Annotated in this window: 15 protein-coding genes; 9 read left to right on the top strand and 6 right to left on the bottom strand. The window is 54.7% G+C overall.

The window, feature by feature from the left end:
* The first annotated feature begins 263 nt into the window (after positions 1–263).
* A complete protein-coding gene (locus tag Poly41_RS24230; protein WP_231615889.1) occupies positions 264–1,430 on the top strand; it encodes an AraC family transcriptional regulator in 1,167 nt (388 codons plus the stop codon).
* A 17-nt stretch (positions 1,431–1,447) separates the two neighbouring features.
* A complete protein-coding gene (locus Poly41_RS24235) occupies positions 1,448–1,870 on the top strand; it encodes an OsmC family protein (protein ID WP_146529746.1) in 423 nt (140 codons plus the stop codon).
* Between the two features lie 18 nt (positions 1,871–1,888).
* Here Poly41_RS24235 and Poly41_RS24240 read toward each other — a convergent pair whose 3' ends face one another.
* Entirely contained in the window at positions 1,889–3,175 is a 1,287-nt protein-coding gene (locus Poly41_RS24240) for a nucleotide sugar dehydrogenase (protein ID WP_146529748.1), read from the bottom strand.
* A gap of 649 nt (positions 3,176–3,824) precedes the next feature.
* Here Poly41_RS24240 and Poly41_RS24245 point away from each other — a divergent pair.
* On the top strand, positions 3,825–5,144 hold the full coding sequence (locus tag Poly41_RS24245; protein WP_390621478.1) for a DUF1598 domain-containing protein: 1,320 nt from the start codon (positions 3,825–3,827) through the stop codon (positions 5,142–5,144).
* Positions 5,145–5,243: 99 nt separating this feature from the next.
* Positions 5,244–5,984: an arginyltransferase gene (locus tag Poly41_RS24250; protein ID WP_146529752.1), complete on the top strand. Its 741-nt coding sequence runs from the start codon at positions 5,244–5,246 to the stop codon at positions 5,982–5,984.
* A gap of 77 nt (positions 5,985–6,061) precedes the next feature.
* On the opposite strand, the gene Poly41_RS24255 is transcribed toward Poly41_RS24250, so the two are convergent.
* Both Poly41_RS24255 and Poly41_RS24260 read right to left on the bottom strand, forming a co-directional pair.
* On the bottom strand, positions 6,062–6,940 hold the full coding sequence (locus Poly41_RS24255; protein ID WP_146529754.1) for a hypothetical protein: 879 nt from the start codon (positions 6,938–6,940) through the stop codon (positions 6,062–6,064).
* A 401-nt stretch (positions 6,941–7,341) separates the two neighbouring features.
* Positions 7,342–7,545, bottom strand: coding sequence for a hypothetical protein (locus Poly41_RS24260; RefSeq protein ID WP_146529755.1), 204 nt, complete (start codon positions 7,543–7,545; stop codon positions 7,342–7,344).
* Positions 7,546–7,774: 229 nt separating this feature from the next.
* Between Poly41_RS24260 and Poly41_RS24265 the strand changes: the two genes are divergently transcribed.
* The gene (locus Poly41_RS24265; protein WP_231615890.1) at positions 7,775–8,980 is read left to right on the top strand and encodes an aminotransferase class V-fold PLP-dependent enzyme; all 1,206 of its coding nucleotides are present in this window, start codon (positions 7,775–7,777) and stop codon (positions 8,978–8,980) included.
* A gap of 70 nt (positions 8,981–9,050) precedes the next feature.
* Here the strand turns inward: Poly41_RS24265 and Poly41_RS24270 are convergent, their stop codons facing one another.
* Positions 9,051–9,968, bottom strand: coding sequence for a TIM barrel protein (locus tag Poly41_RS24270; protein ID WP_146529757.1), 918 nt, complete (start codon positions 9,966–9,968; stop codon positions 9,051–9,053).
* A gap of 315 nt (positions 9,969–10,283) precedes the next feature.
* On the opposite strand from Poly41_RS24270, the gene Poly41_RS24275 reads away from it, so the two are divergent.
* From Poly41_RS24275 to Poly41_RS24285, 3 genes are all read left to right on the top strand, one after another.
* Positions 10,284–11,096 (top strand): MBL fold metallo-hydrolase, encoded by an 813-nt coding sequence (locus Poly41_RS24275; protein WP_146529759.1) that lies wholly within the window; start codon positions 10,284–10,286, stop codon positions 11,094–11,096.
* A gap of 101 nt (positions 11,097–11,197) precedes the next feature.
* On the top strand, positions 11,198–12,097 hold the full coding sequence (locus tag Poly41_RS24280) for a CHAD domain-containing protein (protein WP_146529761.1): 900 nt from the start codon (positions 11,198–11,200) through the stop codon (positions 12,095–12,097).
* 15 nt (positions 12,098–12,112) lie between these two features.
* Positions 12,113–13,366 carry an amidohydrolase family protein gene (locus Poly41_RS24285; protein WP_146529763.1) on the top strand — a complete coding sequence of 418 codons (1,254 nt, stop codon included), beginning with the start codon at positions 12,113–12,115 and terminating at the stop codon, positions 13,364–13,366.
* A gap of 74 nt (positions 13,367–13,440) precedes the next feature.
* Here Poly41_RS24285 and Poly41_RS24290 read toward each other — a convergent pair whose 3' ends face one another.
* Together Poly41_RS24290 and Poly41_RS24295 are read right to left on the bottom strand one after the other, a co-directional pair.
* On the bottom strand, positions 13,441–14,703 hold the full coding sequence (locus Poly41_RS24290; protein ID WP_231615900.1) for a polysaccharide biosynthesis/export family protein: 1,263 nt from the start codon (positions 14,701–14,703) through the stop codon (positions 13,441–13,443).
* Between the two features lie 217 nt (positions 14,704–14,920).
* Positions 14,921–15,985 (bottom strand): hypothetical protein, encoded by a 1,065-nt coding sequence (locus Poly41_RS24295; protein ID WP_146529767.1) that lies wholly within the window; start codon positions 15,983–15,985, stop codon positions 14,921–14,923.
* A 368-nt stretch (positions 15,986–16,353) separates the two neighbouring features.
* Between Poly41_RS24295 and Poly41_RS24300 the strand changes: the two genes are divergently transcribed.
* A complete protein-coding gene (locus Poly41_RS24300) occupies positions 16,354–17,985 on the top strand; it encodes a glycosyltransferase family 4 protein (RefSeq protein WP_146529769.1) in 1,632 nt (543 codons plus the stop codon).
* Positions 17,986–18,263 lie beyond the last annotated feature (278 nt).

The raw sequence follows: 18,263 nt of genomic DNA on the forward strand, positions 1-18,263 counted from the left end.
CAAGCAAGGGGGGCAAGTGGCGGTGCAAACCGAACGATTATGGTACTTTGTTTATCGCGGCTGAAGTGGCTACGGGCGAGCAGACCCCGACGGGGGGTGTGCACAAACAGTACGCTCCGCAATAGGACAGGGCTTTTCAGCGCGTTGCTGTCACAAGAAAGGTATGGCCTTGGGGATCGAGTTGAGGCTATCGCTATTGTAGCGAAATCGCGATACTTTTGGACCGCGAGGTTCGGTTTACCCGGTGTTCGAAAACAAAAATCATGCTTCAGAAATATCGTGTTGTCCTGATGATCGAGACCTCAAGCAGTTACGGTCGTGACCTGCTTGAAGGCATCATTCGTTTTTTGAAGACGCATCACAACTGGTCGGTGTTTCTAGAGCAGCGAGATCTGGCTCGGAAGCCGCCCGCTTGGTTGCTGGATTGGAAAGGGCACGGGATCATTTCTCGGCAAACGACGGCGGAACTCGCTGCAGCGGCGAAAGCGTCTGGGGTTGCCGTTGTTGAGTTGACCGACCGAGGTGAAGACTTTGGTTTTCCCTTGATTCGGTCCAACGACAAAATGGTAGGCCGGATGGCTGCCGATCATTTGCTGAGTCGCGGTTTTCGCAATTTTGCGTTCTGTGGATTCGATAACGAGGGATGGTCGAGTCGTCGCGAGGAGGCCTTTATCGAGACCGTCAAGGCAAAACCCAAGGTCAAAGACTGCGCGGTCTATCGATCAACCTGGTACGGCGATGATTCGCGGTCTTGGGAAGACGAGCAAACGGCGCTGGTGCAGTGGTTGAAAAAGTTGCCCAAGCCGGTTGGGGTCTTTTGTTGTAACGACGGTCGTGGACAACATGTACTCGACGCGTGTGCACGAGCCGATTTTTCGATTCCCGAGGAGGTCGCGGTGATCGGCGTCGACAACGATCCACTACTCGGCCAATTATCGGACCCCCCCTTATCGAGTGTTCGTGTCGACCCCGAGGAAATCGGTTTTCGTGCCGCTACGCTGCTGACGCAACTGATGTCGGGCGGCAAAGCTGAAAGCATGGTCAACACGGTGCCGCCCCTCGGTGTGGAAACCCGTCAATCGACCGATGTGATGGCCATTGACGATCCATCGATTGCGGCAGCGCTTTCGTACATTCGCGAACATGCTTGCAGTGACATTACGGTACAAGACGTCATGAAACATTGCGGGTTGTCTCGCAGTACTTTGGAACGGCAATTGCGAAAGCTGCTTGGCCGTTCGCCCCAGCAAGAGATCCGGCACGTTCAAATCAAGCGAGCTCGCAATTTGCTTACGGAAACCGATCTGCCCATGGATCAAATCGCGTCGCTCTGCGGCTTCGATCACCCCGAGTACATGCATGTGGTCTTCCGGCGAGAAACCGACATGACGCCTGGTCAATATCGCCGACGATCCAAAGCAAACCTATAACCTGAGAAGCTAGAAAAATGTCCGTTGCCATTCAATCGGTTTATCTCGGCGAACTTCGTGTCCAATCCACCCACGGTCCAAGCCAGCGTGTCTTGACGACCGATGCGCCGGTTGACAACGGTGGCAGAGGATCCGACTTTTCACCCACCGATTTAGTCGCGACCGCCCTTGGAAGCTGTTTGTTGACGATCCTTGCACTGGTGGCAGAACGTCACCAAATTGATTTGTCGGGATCGACAGTGAGCGTCACCAAGGAAATGGTCGCCCAACCCGTTCGCCGTATCGGACGACTCGAATCGATCGTGACAATTCCTGCCGCACGCGTCGACGATCTACAGATGCGTGAACGATTGGAAGCCGCTGCACGAAAATGCCCGGTGCACCAAAGTCTGCATCCTAGCATCGATGCACCCATTTCGTTCGTTTACGAAGTCGAGTGACAGTCACAACGGAGGGGTTTAGGCTTTGACCACTTTGGTCTTCGTTTCGATACCCGACATGGCATTGCGAGTGTCAATGATCAAATGCGACCAGTCGGCGAGTTGTTTGTAGTTGACATTGGCGTGCGCGGTCGCAATGATCGCCGCATCAAAGCTTGCGATCGTTTTCTTGTCAAAGCCAATTGACTGAGTTCCTGCCCAATGAGCGTGCTCGCGGGTCGGTCGAATCACAGGGATGTACGGATCATAGAAGGCGACGTCCGCACCGGCTTCCTTTAGCATTTCCAGCAGCAAGTAGCCTGGCGATTCGCGATCGTCATCGACGTTCGCTTTGTAGGCCAATCCGACAAGCAAGATTTTGCTGCCATTGATCGGCTTTTTGTCGAGATTGAGTGCGTCGGCAACCTTGCGAACGACATGCTGGGGCATGGACGTGTTGATCTCGCCCGCCAGTTCGATAAACCGAGTGGCTTGGCCGTATTCGCGAGCTTTCCAAGTCAGGTAAAACGGGTCAATCGGGATACAATGCCCGCCGAGTCCCGGGCCGGGATAAAATGGCATGTACCCGAAGGGTTTGGTTTTTGCTGCTTCGATCACTTCCCAAACATCAATCCCCATCGCTTCGTAAACAACTTTTAGCTCATTGACGAGGGCAATGTTGATGCTGCGAAAGATGTTTTCGAGCAACTTGGTGGCCTCCGCCGCACGGCAGCTTGATACCGGCACCACTTGCTGGACCGCTCGTGAATAGAGTTCGGTTGCTTTCTTTAAACACGACGGGGTCAGCCCACCGACGACTTTCGGAATGATCGCGACCTTGCTGTCGGGGTTGCCTGGATCTTCGCGTTCGGGCGAAAACGCCAAATGGAAGTCTTCGCCAGCAGTAAGTCCCGAGCCTTTTTCCAACACCTGACGCAGATCTTCATCGGTTGTGCCGGGGTAGGTTGTCGATTCGAGCACGACCAACATGCCCGGTTGCAAGTGCGGCGCAATCGCTTCACCGGTCATCAGAATGTACGAAATGTCTGGTTCACGATTCTTGTTTAACGGGCTTGGCACGCAAATGACTACGGCCGCCGCTTCGGCGATGAGCGAAAAGTCGGTGCTTGCCTTAAACCGCCCCGAATCAACCTGTTTCGCAATCGATTCGGACGAAATGTGGTGGATGTAGGATTTTCCCGCATTGATGGCATCCACCTTTTCTGGATCAATGTCCAGTCCGAGAACTTGGCAATCCTTGTTGGCGAATTGAAGCCCAAGGGGCAGTCCAACGTAACCGAGGCCGACAATAGCAAGATCGTTCATGATGTTGAGTTCTTGAAAAAGAACGGGAACCGTGGCAAGAGGGAAAGCAAAAAGAGAACCGAATGACGCATCGTGATTCGGCGAGTCCAGATTGGCAATTGGTTTCAGTTCGACTTTTCACGTTGTAACAAACAAATCGAGCGTACCGGTTCCGATTAAGAGGGCACGTTCGATAGCATGAATTCCCACGGTCCGCCCCGGCCGCTAGGCGTTCTTGGGTGATTTTCGTGGATCCAACCCTTCACAGCAAGGGATGCCATGATTTAAACCTATCTCTTGGCTCTCTTGGCCGAAAATAGCCTGGAACCTCTCCTTCTCGGGAGGCTCCTTTCCCAGGCGGTCAAGTTGGCTGGGCTGCCACCCCACGTCCTGCTCGGACCTTTCCGGGCGGCATCTTCGCCACTCGAAACGCTGCCGCCCCCTTGCTGCTGGGTCCTGACGACTGCATCAACCGGCAATTCCGTCCTAAACCGCCCTTCTTTCCTGGATATACAGGTTTCATTTGTTGATGAATGCTCCGGCTGCGATTATTGTCAAGGGAAAGCTGCGGTGACGCTGCGCTACGATCCACTTTCGCCAAAGACGCTCAACTGGCCGACAGATGAAAAAAACGACTCGTTTCCTTCTCCTGCTGTCTCTTTTCGTTGCGATGACCTGTACGGTCCGCACCGCTTCCGCACAAATTTTCGGGCAACCGATTGCTGGGGTGGACGTGGATGCGACGGGGATTCTGCGGGTTCGCCAATTTGACCCTCGGTTGGCCCAGCAACGATTGGCTGAGGCTCGCATGCGAGTGAACAGCGAGGTGATGCAACCGAGTCCGCTTCGCAAAGTGTCGCTCCAACGGCTTGAAGCCGAATTGGCTCGTCAACTTGAATCGGGCGGCACAATCACCGAGGACATGAAAGCGCTCGCGGGGCTGACCTCAATCGACTACGTCTTTTACTACCCCGACACGAAAGACATCGTGATCGCGGGGCCAGCGGAAGGTTTCGTTGCGGACCCAACTGATCGGTTTGTCGGATTGCGGACGGGCCAACCAACGGTATTGCTCGAGGACTTGGTCACTGCGATGCGTGCATACGCTCCAAATTCGAAACCGACCTCTCTGATCAGTGTTTCGATTGATCCGACGAGCGAAGGTTTGCAGCGGATGCAGCAGTTTTTGACGTCGATTGCTGGGCGGGTACGACCGAATGATGCTCAGGCGGTCGCGATGGGGTTGAAGAACAATCTTGGGTTGCAGACGGTTACGTTTCGAGGAATCCCCAACTCGACTCACTTCGCTCGCGTTTTGGTCGAAGCCGACTATCGAATGAAAATGGTAGGTATTGGACTCGAGCAATTGCCGGTCCGTGTTCGCAGTTATGTTGATCGGGCCAATCCGGGCACGGTTGCCGCGAACGCGTTGACACGGTGGTATTTCCAACCGAATTACGACGCCATTTCGGTAAGCGAGGATGGCTTGGCGATGAAAATCAATGACCGTGGCGTTGAGTTGGTGGGGGAAAACGAGCGAGTCATCGATGGTGTGCGGACGCGAGCCGTTGGGCGACCCAATCACGCCAGCGAAGCGTTCTGTAACGATTTCACACGGGCGTTTCCAGCGATCGCCAAACAGGTTCGCGTCTATGCGGAACTAGGTCAATTGATCGATGTCGCGGTCGTAGCGGCTTATATCCAAGAGCAAGATTTCTACGGTCAATCGGACTGGTCGATGCCCGTGTTCTCGGATGAATCGAGGGTGGCTGTCGAAACCTATACCGCTCCTGAACAAGTGGAATCGGCGGTCAACGCGATTTGGCGAGGCACTACGTTGATGACGCCACTGGGAGGTGGTGTTCACATCCATCCCACGATGGCACTTCAAGACGAGCATGTGACTCGGGACACCGATGGCATGGTCGTCAAAGCGAAAAGCGAAGCCGGGCCCACGCAACTAGGCAGTGGTCAATGGTGGTGGGACTGAGTTTCGGTTGCTGAGCAGAGATTTGCATCGCGACGGTGATGCCGGCCGACGTTAGGATAGTGACGTATCTGTTTTCCTGCGTAGCGTCTGTGGATTGCCATGAGTCGGCCGACTGAGTTTCGATTGCCAAACGACGAGTGTCGCTTGGTCGTCATTCAGGACCAAACGCAGCCTTGTCCCTATCGCGAGGGTGTCGTCGCGAGAATGCCGCTGAGGTTGCCAATTGGCAATGTCACGCCAGAAATCATGGACAAAATGCTTGCGATGGGTTTTCGCCGCAGCGGCGATTTCGTGTATCGAACGGAGTGCCCCGAATGTCGTGAGTGTCAGCCGACTCGCGTCAAAGTGGCCGAATTTGAATGGACCCGGTCGCTACGCCGTGTTCTTAAACGCGGCGACCGGGACCTCAATTGTCGCTGGGGCCACCCAAGTGTCGACTCGAATCGAGTTGAAATGTTCAATGACCATCGCCAGGTGAGAAGCTTGGGGGGCTTCGACGAACCCGTCGACCAGGATGGCTATCGAGCATTTCTCTGTAACACCTGTTGCGACACTCGCGAACTGGCGATCTACCGTGGAGAAAAACTTGTCGCCTTGTCGATTGTCGACGTTGGCCGTGAGAGCACCTCGGCGGTCTACACGCACTTTCGACCGGAGGAAAGCGTCTATAGCCTGGGGACCTACGCGGTTTTGAAGCAAATCCAATGGGCGAACGAAACCGATCGCCCCTTCGTTTATCTGGGGATGTTTGTCGCCGAGAATCGTCATCTGAATTACAAAGCCCGCTATCGGCACCAACAACGGTTTGTTGCGGAGCAGTGGGGTGACGTTGGTGATTGACCGGCACGAAAATCGCCTCTCGTCTTGAACGCTTGGTCGCCGCATTCCCCTCGTTGCAACTTGCGAAAACGAGTGCTTTAGATGTACCAGCGCTGTGAGCTGGGTTTGCTTTCGCCCGATACCCGAGTGGCGTCGATGGGATGATGTTTCGTTTCCAAAATCGGCTTGGACGGTTGATGTTCGGACGTTTTGGTGCCCCTTTCGAGCTGACGTAGCCAGTGCGATTTCATCGTTCCAAGACTGTCAAATCCAACTCGCGGGAACATTCTCAAAACGCTATCGGCAACCCGCTGGTTTGACCTTGGTAGCGCCGGGCGGTTGGTCGTTCGTCGCATCAACATGTCGTGCATGGCGATGTTGAATAGCCAGCATGCCGTTTCCCGTTCCGGCAGAGGCTCCCAACCGCTGCATTCTTCGGCATAGGCGTTGGCGCGGTTGGTATCGATGGTGTAACGCGCAGCGGTGCTGCAACGAGGTATCATTCGGCCAAGCAATGCGTCGGTCCAACGCTCGACCCCCTTCCGTAATCGATTCAACCGGACGGCGTTGCGGACGGTGCTGCCGCGGCCAAATAGCATCAAATGATGGACCCTGGCGCGAACTTCAAGGTGGGACTGAAAGACGGTTTCGGTGATCGGCGCGACATCATCCCGACCGTTTTTTTCGTCGAGAGCTTTGCCGACGGCCGCAATGACCCGGCAAAGTGTTTCGCTTACGAGGATCTCCTCGAGAACCGTCATGTGCAGATTCCACCATTGACTCATCGTGATGCTGTCCCCAACTGACTCGGCACGGCGGTAACGCGCGATCACCTGATGCCAGAGTTCCAACCGGCTCCGAGTGCTGGTCCAATAGTGGGTGACCGAATCCGCCATTTCCTGGTCGTCGCCTAGCGAAATCGCATCGGCGTGCTGGGAAACAAGGGCGGCCAAATCGGCAAGCAGGACGCAATGCATGAAACAGGTTCCAAAAGGGTGGAAAAGAGTAACGATTCCATCCAATGCACTTGTCGTTCCTGCTTGGGAAGGATTTGGGACCTACCTTGCCGAAATAGACCTAAGTTGTTTATTGCCAAGGGCTTACCGACAGACATTGATCGCCAAGTAACGATTAAAACGCTGGGCGATGTTGAATTGCGGCAACATCATGTCGAACCGAGACAACACGACGGAATGTCCGCAAGCCTCCGTGAAGACCCTGTCTTTCACGAGTTTGCAGACGGAGCAAGAAAGAAGCCTTAGAACCTATCCGAAAAGGGGTCTGACCCTTTGTCGACCGACGTTTCGATTGCTCAAAAACTCGCTGTTTTCCAATCGAATCGCTACCGATACGCTCAGACCCCGTTTCGGACAGGTTCTTAACGCTGCTCGCGGTAAGTGCTCCAACTCAACCATACCATGATCGCTCCGATGACCACAAAGGTGATATCCATCAGCAAACTGGCAGAGCGCAGCGGAGCGATGTCCTGCATCCCGAGAAGTCCCATCGCAGCGTCAGCGAGAAACAAAACCAGGATCAGGATCGACGCAACAAGGCTGATCAAGCAGAGAGCCTTGGGCATCGAAAACCTCGCAATAGGAGACAGGGGGTGGTAATCAAAGTAGTAAAACTAGCGTGGGTGCCTCAGAGTATAGTTGCTCTTTGCCTAATCCCCCAGACCTGTGCCCCATAGCAAAATGGACGTTTTGCGAACAACAATGGGGGCTGTGCAGGTTAGAACGAGAATGAGGACGAAGTCCCACAGTCTATTTCGTTGTCCTCGTAAACGTACCCCATAGGTTGTTGAAAAAGTGAAAAATTGGCAAAGCGGCGTCGAAACGGCTCCTTGGACCTGGTGGCGGGGGCTGATGCCGGTAACCGACCCGTGGGCGTATTTTGACCATGCGGCCGTAGCACCCCTTAGCCAACCAGCAGCGTCCGCGATCGCGAAATTCGCCGAACAAGCGGCTCAGGTTGGCGACACGGTGTGGCCGCAGTGGGCCGCTCGGAACGAGCAACTACGGAAAAGCACGGCAAAAATGATCGGCTGTCTCGATCGTGAAGTCTGCTTGATCCCCAACACGTCAACCGGCATCAACTACGTCGCGGAGGGCTGGCCGTGGCAACCCGGCGATAATGTGGTGATCCCTGAGGGAGAATTTCCAAGCAACTTGTTCCCTTGGATGAATCAGCGAGTCAAAGGCGTCGAACTGCGAGTCGTCCCAAGACGAATTTCCGACAACGGGCGGTCTCAGGAGGTCCATGTCAGCGACTTGATCGATGCGGTGGATGGTTCGACGCGCATGATCGCCGCCAGTTGGGTGGGATACGCTAGCGGTTTTCGGCTGGATGTTGCCGAATTAGTCGAACAAGCTCATCGGCGGGGGGTCCTCGTTTTCCTGGACGCGATTCAAGGTTTAGGGATGTACCCGTTGGACCTTCAGCGCGTCCCGGTCGATTTTCTCGCCGCCGACGGCCACAAATGGCTACTCGGGCCCGAGGGCGCCGGGGTTGCGATGATCCGAACGGAGCATTTAAGTAAATTGCGGCTTGGGAATATCGGCTGGGGGTCGGTCAAGAACGCACACAACTATACCGAACCCAAAATGGAACTGCGGAATGAAGCGGCGCGTTACGAATCGGGCTCAGCCAACATGGTCGGTTTGACGGGGCTGGCCGCCAGCATGGAGATCTTTCTGACGGTGGCAGAGCATCATGGCCCCGCTGCAATTGAACAACGGGTCGTTGGGCTGGCAGGCTTGTTAGATCGCCAATTGCGAGCGGCTGGCGCAACAACGACACTCGCAACATCCGAGGCAAACCGCAGCGGAATCGTCACCTTTTTTGTCGAAGGTGTCGATCCAGTACGGATTCGCGAACGTGGCCTTGAGCAGCACGTTGCGGTCAGTTGTCGAGGCGGCGGGGTACGCGCGAGCGTCCATGCCTACAACAACGAGGAAGACATCGAACGACTTGCCGCAGTGGTCAAGTCGTTCGGTTCTCTGCAGCGGTCTTGAGCGTGGGGCGCGGGAATTCAACCTGCCTCAACAAAACGCGTCCCCGGCTGCGGATCCCCCACCGAGTGCCCTAAGTCGCTGGGGTCGGCTCGTAGGGGATATCTTCGATCAAGTCCATTGGTAGCGGTGCGACAGGAATGCCCGCGTCTTTCGAAATCGAATCAATGGCCTCTTGAGCCTGCTGAACGGTACTTTCGCGAGTCTGGCCTTTGTATCGCGACGAGGAGGCCGTCGGGCTCATCGGTCCGTTGTAACTAATCGATTGCAAGTGTTTGATCACTTCAACATGGTTCAACAGCCCTTCTTTGGCCGGCAACACGCGGTCGAGTGTCTTTGCCGTGGACGCTTCGGCATCCGAGGCAACCGAGCCGAGTCGCAATCCTACGATCTTGTCGGCGGGAATTTCCGTCAACTGGTCCATTGATCCCGATCCAACGACCCAATCGAATGTATCGATGATGAAGCCCACGTTTGCCGCCGGAATGCTGGTGACCAGAGCCTTGAAGCCTTCGACATCGCGGACAAAAGGAAACTGCTTGCCCTCTTCAAGCTCTTTTCCTGCCGCGAACGTAACGCCAAGCTTAATTTCACGGGGCACGAGCACTTCGGCAACTTGATTTAAGCGAGCTCGCTGGATCTCGAAATACTCGTGGTAGGGCAGGCGATCAGTTGCTGCCGGCAACTTCACGTACGCTCGTTGGGTCCCAAGTTCCTTGGCAATATCGGCCATCGGATGCAGCGTAGCCACTTGAGTCGTGAATGCCTCGTCGTCCGCATCCAAGTTGATTCCCAGGTCAAAACCACCAATTTTGATTTCAGCAGCACGCAAATACTTCGTCGCATCCTCCAAACTCGTTCGCTGTGAACGGCGAAGCATGTCAGCCATATCGACGTCCATGCCTCGGAAGCCGTAGGTCAATGCCAATTCGATCAGCTCGCTTTGGCGGCCGTTGATACCGAGCAGCCATGGAGAAAAATTCTTGAACATTCAGTCTTCCTGCGTTTTTTGACGTTTCTTAATTGTTTCGTTGCCTGCCCGACTGGAGCACTGGGCTCGCCAAATGGGGCATCCCGCAAGCTCGCCGCAGCACTTTGCGGCCCAAGAGTATCGCAGAATGACCCGGTTTGAGCCAAGGGGCTTAATCCGAGTTTCTGCCGTCTCGAGAAATGTGAGGGCATTGTCGAAACGCTCCCCGACGATTGTTGCTACACTTAAGCGACTCCGATCGGAGCGACTGTTCGTGCCACCCCCGCCAGGCGCCTTTTCAAACCAGAAATTCTCAGCGGCTGATCAAATCGATCCATGACTCATCCGTCTCAACCGAATCATCATGCCGAGGTGGTCTTTTTGGGGACGGGAACCAGTGTAGGGGTGCCGGTGTTGGGGTGCGACTGTGACGTCTGTCAGAGCGTGAACCCTCGGAACCATCGGATGCGGTGTGCCATCGTGTTGAGGCGAGGCGCCGAGAGGCTGCTGGTTGACACGCCGCCCGATTTGCGGACCCAGCTGCTTCGTGAGCGGATTCCGTTGATACACGCCGTATTGTTCACCCACGAGCACGCTGACCATCTGTTCGGGCTCGACGACCTGCGGTTGTTTCCCTTTCGGCTGGGGCATCCCGTCCCGCTGTACTGCCAACGGAGAGTGGAGGAGCGGATCCGAAAATCGTTTGATTACGCCTTCGTCGAACGGAAAGCGACACACGCGGGATCGGTGCCACAGTTGACGTTTTCGAGAATCGACGACGATCCATTTGAGGTGTTAGGGATTCCTGTGACACCGATTCCGATGAAACATGGGCCGAACTTTGATGTTCTTGGTTTTCGTTTCGGTGATTTCGCCTACTGTACTGATACCAACCATATTCCTCCTTCGTCACTCGAGCGACTTCGCGGCGTGAAGACGCTGGTCTTGGGAGCCCTGCGGAAAACGCCTCATCCGACGCACTTCAATCTCGAACAAGCGATTGAGGTTGCCCACTCGGTCGGAGCTCAGCAGACATTCCTTACCCATCTGTCGCATGATTTGGAATATGAGGAAACATCGAAGGAACTGCCAACGGGAGTGGCGTTGGCGTACGATGGATTGCGAGTCGTGGCACTTCTCGACTGCTAAAGCCTACCCGGTTTTCTTTTGCATTCTTGAGACCGTTTAGCGACAATCAGACGTTCTCCCCTGGTTGTTCCTAAGTACGCCATTGCACAAAGCTATCCTCCATGCCCTTTCGATTCCGATGCAACGAATCGGTAACCAAGAACGTTCGACGAATTGCAACCGAGCAGATCAAGGGTGCGATCGCTGATCTGTCAGACCCTGCCTCGGATCGTGTCGAGGCGATTCATCAAGCTCGTAAACGTTGTAAGCAGATACGAGGATTGATTCGCCTGGTTCGCCCCTCGATGCGGGATGTCTACGACCTTGAGAACGCTCATTTTCGTGATGCTTCGAGAAAGCTATCTGGATTGAGAGACGCCGATGCAATGCTCGAAGCGTGGCATGCTTTCCGCGAATACGGAGGGAGTGAAATGAACGCGTCGGTCACTGATTCGGTAACCGACAACTTGACGAAGTATCGCGAAACCGTAGCGGAGGAAGGATTCGATCTCGACCCTCGAATCGATGCATTTGTGTTTGAGATGCGTGTTGCTCTCGAACGTGTTCCTCACTGGAAGCTTCAGAAGAAAGGGGCAAAAGCGATTCAAGCGGGCTTCTACAACACGTACCATCGCGGTGAGTTGGCGATGACGGCCGCATGCAAACTGCGGACCGATGAAAACTTTCACGAATGGCGGAAACGAGTCAAGTATCACGGGTACCATCTTCGTCTGTTGCGAGACCTTCACGAAAAGAAGTTTAGGAAACGGGCCATGCGCTTGAAGGAGTTGTCTGATTTACTCGGCGATGATCACGACCTCGCTGTACTGCGAAAGCTGCTTATGGAACATCCCGATTGGACCGGCAGCCCCTCTGGATTGTTTGAAGCCATTCACGCGATCGATCATCGGCGGTTCGGGATGCAGCATGACGCCATTTGGTTGGGAGTCGATTGCTACACGTATCTCGCCAAGCCGTATCGAGATTCCGTAGCAAAACGATTGGCTGCGTGGCTGCAATAGGAGGTTAGCTCAAGAATGACAATCCTCGCTGGTCAGTTGCTGTTGGCGGATGATCGCCGTCGAACGGTCGTGCTCGAAAGCGGCTTCGTTCGGCTCCAACACGGCCGAATCGCAGAAGTGGTTACGGGTGTCGTGCCGTCAACAGCTGACATCTCGAATCGCCATGCGATTATCTGTCCTGGGTTTATCGATGCACACCTGCACCTCCCCCAATTTTCGATGATTGGCGCACATGGCATGAATCTGCTCGATTGGCTAGATCGTGTCACCTTTCCGTCCGAGCAGAAATGGGAAGACCCGCGGTTTGCAAGGCAGATGACCCGCTCAGCACTGAGTCAATGTTTGTCGGTTGGCACGACCAGTTTCTGTGCTTACGCATCGGTCCACCACCTATCCACGATCGAATCGCTACGTGTCGCTGACGAAATGGGATTTCGTGGCGTGATCGGCCAGGTGCTTATGGACCAGAATGCTCCGGCGACCTTGTGTCGTGAGCCCAACCAACTGCTTGATGAAGCTTCGCGAACACTTGAACGGTTCCCACCATCGGCATCGATGGCTGCAGCGGTCACTCCGCGATTTGCAATCAGTTGCTCGCGCGAGCTATTGGCCGGAGCGGGGGCACTTGCCAATGGCGTCGGCGCAATCGTGCAGACCCACTTGGCCGAAACGAAAGACGAATGTGCTCAGGTTTCGCGGCTGTTTGATGGGCAGCGTTATGTTGACGTCTATCGCGACACCAATCTATTGACACCTCGAACGGTCCTAGGTCATGGCATCCATCTTGATGACAACGATTGTCGGGTGCTCGCCGAGCATCAGTCACGCGTCGCTCATTGTCCAGTTGCAAACACGTTTCTTGGCTCGGGCACGATGAATCGTCATCGATTGGTTCAGCAGGGCGTCGACGTGATCTTGGGAAGTGACATCGGAGCGGGCTACGAAACGAGCATGGCGAGGGTTGCCCGGTCGATGATTGAAGCGGCCTCGGTCATCGGCAAGGGGGTGCCAACCGCAGCGCAGGCTTTGTACGACATCACTGCCGGGGCGGCCGATGCCCTCGAGTGGGACGATGTTGGACGAATCCGCGAAGACGGTCGTGCCGATTTGTTTGTGATCGAACCCAACATGCCATTGGATCCCTTTGTTGAGCCCCATGCAACAATCAACGCCAACCCGCTTGTCGATCCACTCTCAAAGCTCTTGTTTTCATGGGACGATCGCTGGATCAAGCGAACGTACCTAGCTGGCAAGCAGGTTTACCCCTGAAAACGAAAAACCGCACTGCGGCCTTGTGGTCACAGTGCGGTTCCACTTTCTGTAGGACGTTTGATTCGACGGGACTAGTTGCTTCGAATCAGTTCGGTCAATCCGTAGGTGAAGAAGGTTGCAATACCGAAGTTCAACAATTCCTCTTCACAGCGGTACTGCAGCAGGATCGTGTCCCCGGCCATGATCAGCGGTCGGCTCTTCGGATCGTTGATTGCCTTGGTCAGGTCCACCTCGATTGCTACCTGTCCGTTGCAGCGAGTTTTGCGAAGGATGTACACGCGTCCTGGTGGGATTGCTGACGATCCGCGACCGAGGATGCCTCCGGCACCGCCACTGTTCGTCGTGGACCCCACGCCCTGACCCGCAATCGCCATAGCTCCGAGCACGTCAAGGTCATAGTCACGAGGCAGAGGGAATTCACCACCGGGCAGCAAGCCACCGGTATAGAAGACTTCAGTTTCGCGAGATTCAATGTAGACGATGTCTCCGTCTTGCAAAGTGACCTGATCCGGAGTGATGTTCGGAATGATACCCGGTTTGAGTCGCAGAGGAATTCGCAAAATCGTAGGATCATCTGGAAGTTCCGGAGGGCAAGCACAAGGGTCGAGCATCGCGGCACGCTGCTGAGCGTAGAACTGCTGCATGAACTGTGAACGCTTGCGTTGGTCCGCTTCGCTGGCCCTCAGCACTTTCACTTCGTTCTTGGCGTTCAAACCAGGAAGCCCACCGGTTTCGACGAGAGCATGCAGCACATCGTTTTGATACGCCGGCAACTGGATCATCGCACCACTGGCACTCTTGTCGCTGGTACCGCGAATGTAATCCGCTGCGATGTTCTGGGTAAGCAAATTCCCACCATCCTCACGAACGACGATCACGTCGTAGGTTCGCTCTTTGATGATCGTGACGATCGGGCGAGCCTTTTCTGGACGTAAGATTTCTTCTTCAATGTAGGCGTCGCGAATCGCTTCGCGGATCTGCTCAAGTGTCAAGCCTTCAACGTCCAGCGGTTCGATCAGCGGCAGGGCTAACGTTCCATCATCTTGCACCGCGATCGGGTATCCAATCGAAGGTGGAAGTGTGCTGTCGGCATCCGGGAAATTCACGGGCGGTGGTTCTGGCGGGGCATTCGGTGGATTGAATGGCAACACGCCTTCGATGTAAACACCGAGGATATCGCCGCCCGAGATTTGATAGTCGCGTGGCGGTTCGAGTGAAAGTAGCGAAATGTCGACTGGGACCAAATCATTCTTTGGCTCGGCAAAGAACGTATTGGGCAATCGGTTCGCAGGTACACCATTGATCGGTTGCGTCAAAGCAGTGCAACCTGTCATCGCGGTGGAAAGAAGACCGGCAGCGACTACGGTCGTGAAGGACCGAAGCACGCGTGACGCCCGTTTTCCGGCTGGCAAAGATTTCCTGTTCATCCCTGAACTCTCTAACTAAGGACAATGCGTATGCGTAATTGGGGCGCTGTTGGGCGTCGCCAGATGACTTACAAAGTCGTCGCGAGGCACCTTGCATCGCGACCATCGTTTCGAATCAGCGAGACTACTGGAAGCTGAACGGTAGCTCCGTCACCGACGACTCTCTCGCCGACTTCGCTGCCGGATTACTCGCTTCGATCACTCGTTGCGAAGAAGCTTCCACTTCCGCTGGGCCAACTCCGAAGATACTGTCAATGACATCATCGATGTCCCTTGCTGCAAGCTGCTCGGTTGCTGCGGGTGCAGCAGATTTGCGTTTCAGTTCCGGAACATCGGAGGCGGAATCCGAGAAAGAGAACCCGCCGTTGTTATGAAACAACGCGGCATCACCCTCGTCTTGGAACTCCAGTGCATCTTCGAGCCCCGAATCGATCGGGTTCGTCTCGACGTCATTGCTGTTCTCGGGAGCCGCTTTGCTGTCGACCGGTTGGTCATCAACAAAGGGACTGCCAAGATCTTCGTCGTGATCGATGAGCGTAGGCGCCATGGCAGCAGGCATCAGAGCTGGATTAGCCATTGGCGGTCCGTACATCGGTGATTGAGTGGTCTGCACTTGGCTCCAATGCCCGACTCCATCCTGTTCGGCCGCTTTCACGCCCATCGGGTAGCCTGCGAACCAATCGTTGACGGCGGTTTGGCCGTTTGCAGATTGATAAGCCCATCCCCAGTACTTCGACGGAGCAACCGAAGGGATGCATCCGTTGCCGCCATTTGCGACATCCATATAGCCTTCGTAAAAGCCCTCTTTGAAAGCACTCGACGGATTGCAGAAGGTGTGCTTCTGGCAATGCCAAGCCTTTGCGGCCATCACTTTGTTGCGATGGCCAATCATAAAGTCGTCTAACGCTTCATGCTGGCTCATCGAACTGCACAGACCACTAAACATGGTGCATCCAGTCGATCCCAACATGACGAGCGACAATCCGGCGAGCATCACGGCGCGAGCGACGCGACGGCTTCGACGAGATTTTCGTTTTGCAGTGTCTGAACCCGCTCTCCAGGACGCTGCTTCACCGCTAGGTAAAACCGTGCGATCCGTCAGGGACGCATTCAATACATGTTCCAGGTCCGCGACGCCTTGATCGGCGCTGATTCGTGTTTGCGGCAAAATCATTGAACGAATCGCCATTTGGCCCCCCTTTTGGCAGCAAAGGCATTCCGTGTTCTAGTCCTACAGGTTGTGAGGGTTGTGCGTGTAAGGCACCACCGCTCAGGGCTATTTATCGCCGAAACAGGGGTTCAGGATTAACCAAATATCTCGGAAAAAGCATTTGTGACGGCAGAATCGGTATTAACGAGTCGTTCGATTGTGCGTGTTTTTCGTTGTCGCCCCCGTTAAAGCGAACGGTTTATGCGGGTTCTAAGCAAAAAAGATTCTCGTTTTTTGCATTACACCCATTCGGAACAGCTGCTCCATTTTTATACTAGGTTGCTGGCTGCCTGCTGTTTCATTCCGGCCGATGAACGACACCTTTGACTTTTCCCCAGGCGATTCTTATGAGTTGGTTGCTGCTAGCGAGTCTAGTGATTTCAACCGCTGCTGCTTTGATCCTCGTTCCACTCGTGCGTGAAATCGCGGTTCGGATTGGGATGATCGACAAGCCCGATTTGCAACGAAAACTACACACCAAACCGATTGCTCTCGGCGGCGGGTTGGCGGTTTTTGCCGCGTTGTTGGTTGGATTCGGCACGACGATGTTGATCGATCACCACTTTGCGCACTCGACCCTCGAGCCGTTCCTGGGACGATGGAAAACGCTGTTTGCTGCAGCAGCAGCGATCCTCGTGGTTGGATTGGTTGATGACCGCTGGGCCCTACGGGGTCGCCAGAAATTGCTGCTGCAGTGTTTGATTGTTGCCATCGTGGTCGGCCGCGGTACCGTGATCACGCAACTCAGTGTGCTGGGATACGAGTTTCAGCTTGGGCATTTGGAATTTCCTGTTACGATGCTTTGGCTGCTGGTCGCCATCAATGCTCTCAATTTGATCGATGGTGCCGATGGAATGGCAACTACCGTCGGTTGCATCATTTGTGCTGGCCTTGGCATTTTGAGTTGCCGCAGCGGGGTTTCTCTTAACGGTGTGATTTGCTTTGCCCTGTCCGGAGCACTGCTCGGTTTCTTAGCCTACAATCGGCCTCCCGCCAGTATTTTCCTTGGCGATGCCGGCAGCATGATGATCGGCTTCTTTGTCGGAGTGCTGGCGATTTGGAGCAGTGTTAAGGAATCAACGATTCTTGCTTCAGCACCTGTGGCGATCCTTGCGATTCCGTTGTTCGATTCGAGTGCCGCAATCTTGCGTCGCTGGCTTACCGGACGCAGCATCTATGCAACGGATCGTGCCCATTTGCACCATCTGCTTCAGTCTAAATTTGGCAGCCGGGGCATGCTGGTCGTGGTCGCCGCCTTGTGTTTGATTACAACAGCGTTGTCTGTCGTATCGACCTACTATGACTTGCCGTGGTTGGCAGCCATTGGAGTACTTTTCGTCTTGGGACTGTTGGTGGTGACACGATCGTTTGGCTACGCCGAGTTTCGGCTTGTCGCCAGTCGTGTTTACAACTTCAGCCGTTCCTTTTCGACGCCGGTTGCTCAGTGTGACACGAAGAAACTGCAGCGTCGCCATCTGCTGCAGGGCACGGGGGCTTGGGAAACCATTTGGGAACCGCTCGTCGAGTTCGCTCGTTCTCACGAGCTGGCCAGCATTAAAATCGACTTGAATTTAGCCTGGATCCATGAAGGCTACCATGCTTCATGGCAAAGCGTTCGGCTTCCTGAGAAAGCCAACCAGTTAACGATGTGCGTGCCGCTGTTCACTCGACAGACGGTAGATGGCAGCGAGTTGCCGATCGGAAAGTTGGACATCATCGCGTCAGCAAGTGCGCCTGAAATTTACACGAGAATCGCGGAGTTTGTGGAACATCTGGCAGAATTGAATCCACAGATCGATTGGGTGATTGAGCAGTTGGAGCAGCAACCCAAACGAAAACCCGCCGCTTTTCCGTGGCCAAGACAAAAAGCCGAAGTCACACTGGCAGAGAAACCAAACGGTGCGGCACCTTCCTCGGAATGGGCGAAGGTGTCGGCGAAGCTTTCAAGCGACTCCGAGGCTTCGTACAAGCTGAAATAGCGTGACCTCCTCCGCTTGAGTTTGGTGCGAATGCTCCAAAATTCCCCGTTTTAACGACACGGCACTCGGAGGACTCACAAGAAATGCCAGTGGTTCTACGCGGGATTCTGCTTGGTAAGCGGGATTCTGCTTGGTAAGACGTCACTGGGCGACTATGATAAGAGTCGTGTCGATTGACAAAAAAATCGTTCGCATTTGCTGGGGAAGCGGGACCGGTTCGGATTGATGGCTAGTAGCCGCGACAAATCGGTCTTGTTGGAAATGCGTTCTGGTTCGCC

It is taken from the genome of Novipirellula artificiosorum (assembly GCF_007860135.1).
GTDB lineage: Bacteria > Planctomycetota > Planctomycetia > Pirellulales > Pirellulaceae > Novipirellula_A > Novipirellula_A artificiosorum.

Coding starts and splice junctions, on each gene's coding strand:
- Poly41_RS24260 (WP_146529755.1), bottom strand. CDS start 7,545: ATGCCCAAGGCTCTCTGCTTGATCAGCCTTGTTGCGTCGATCCTGATC.
- Poly41_RS24250 (WP_146529752.1), top strand. CDS start 5,244: ATGAGTCGGCCGACTGAGTTTCGATTGCCAAACGACGAGTGTCGCTTG.
- Poly41_RS24230 (WP_231615889.1), top strand. CDS start 264: ATGCTTCAGAAATATCGTGTTGTCCTGATGATCGAGACCTCAAGCAGT.
- Poly41_RS24240 (WP_146529748.1), bottom strand. CDS start 3,175: ATGAACGATCTTGCTATTGTCGGCCTCGGTTACGTTGGACTGCCCCTT.
- Poly41_RS24290 (WP_231615900.1), bottom strand. CDS start 14,703: ATGACAGGTTGCACTGCTTTGACGCAACCGATCAATGGTGTACCTGCG.
- Poly41_RS24255 (WP_146529754.1), bottom strand. CDS start 6,940: ATGCATTGCGTCCTGCTTGCCGATTTGGCCGCCCTTGTTTCCCAGCAC.
- Poly41_RS24280 (WP_146529761.1), top strand. CDS start 11,198: ATGCCCTTTCGATTCCGATGCAACGAATCGGTAACCAAGAACGTTCGA.
- Poly41_RS24275 (WP_146529759.1), top strand. CDS start 10,284: ATGACTCATCCGTCTCAACCGAATCATCATGCCGAGGTGGTCTTTTTG.
- Poly41_RS24285 (WP_146529763.1), top strand. CDS start 12,113: ATGACAATCCTCGCTGGTCAGTTGCTGTTGGCGGATGATCGCCGTCGA.
- Poly41_RS24300 (WP_146529769.1), top strand. CDS start 16,354: ATGAGTTGGTTGCTGCTAGCGAGTCTAGTGATTTCAACCGCTGCTGCT.
- Poly41_RS24295 (WP_146529767.1), bottom strand. CDS start 15,985: ATGGCGATTCGTTCAATGATTTTGCCGCAAACACGAATCAGCGCCGAT.
- Poly41_RS24235 (WP_146529746.1), top strand. CDS start 1,448: ATGTCCGTTGCCATTCAATCGGTTTATCTCGGCGAACTTCGTGTCCAA.
- Poly41_RS24245 (WP_390621478.1), top strand. CDS start 3,825: ATGACCTGTACGGTCCGCACCGCTTCCGCACAAATTTTCGGGCAACCG.
- Poly41_RS24270 (WP_146529757.1), bottom strand. CDS start 9,968: ATGTTCAAGAATTTTTCTCCATGGCTGCTCGGTATCAACGGCCGCCAA.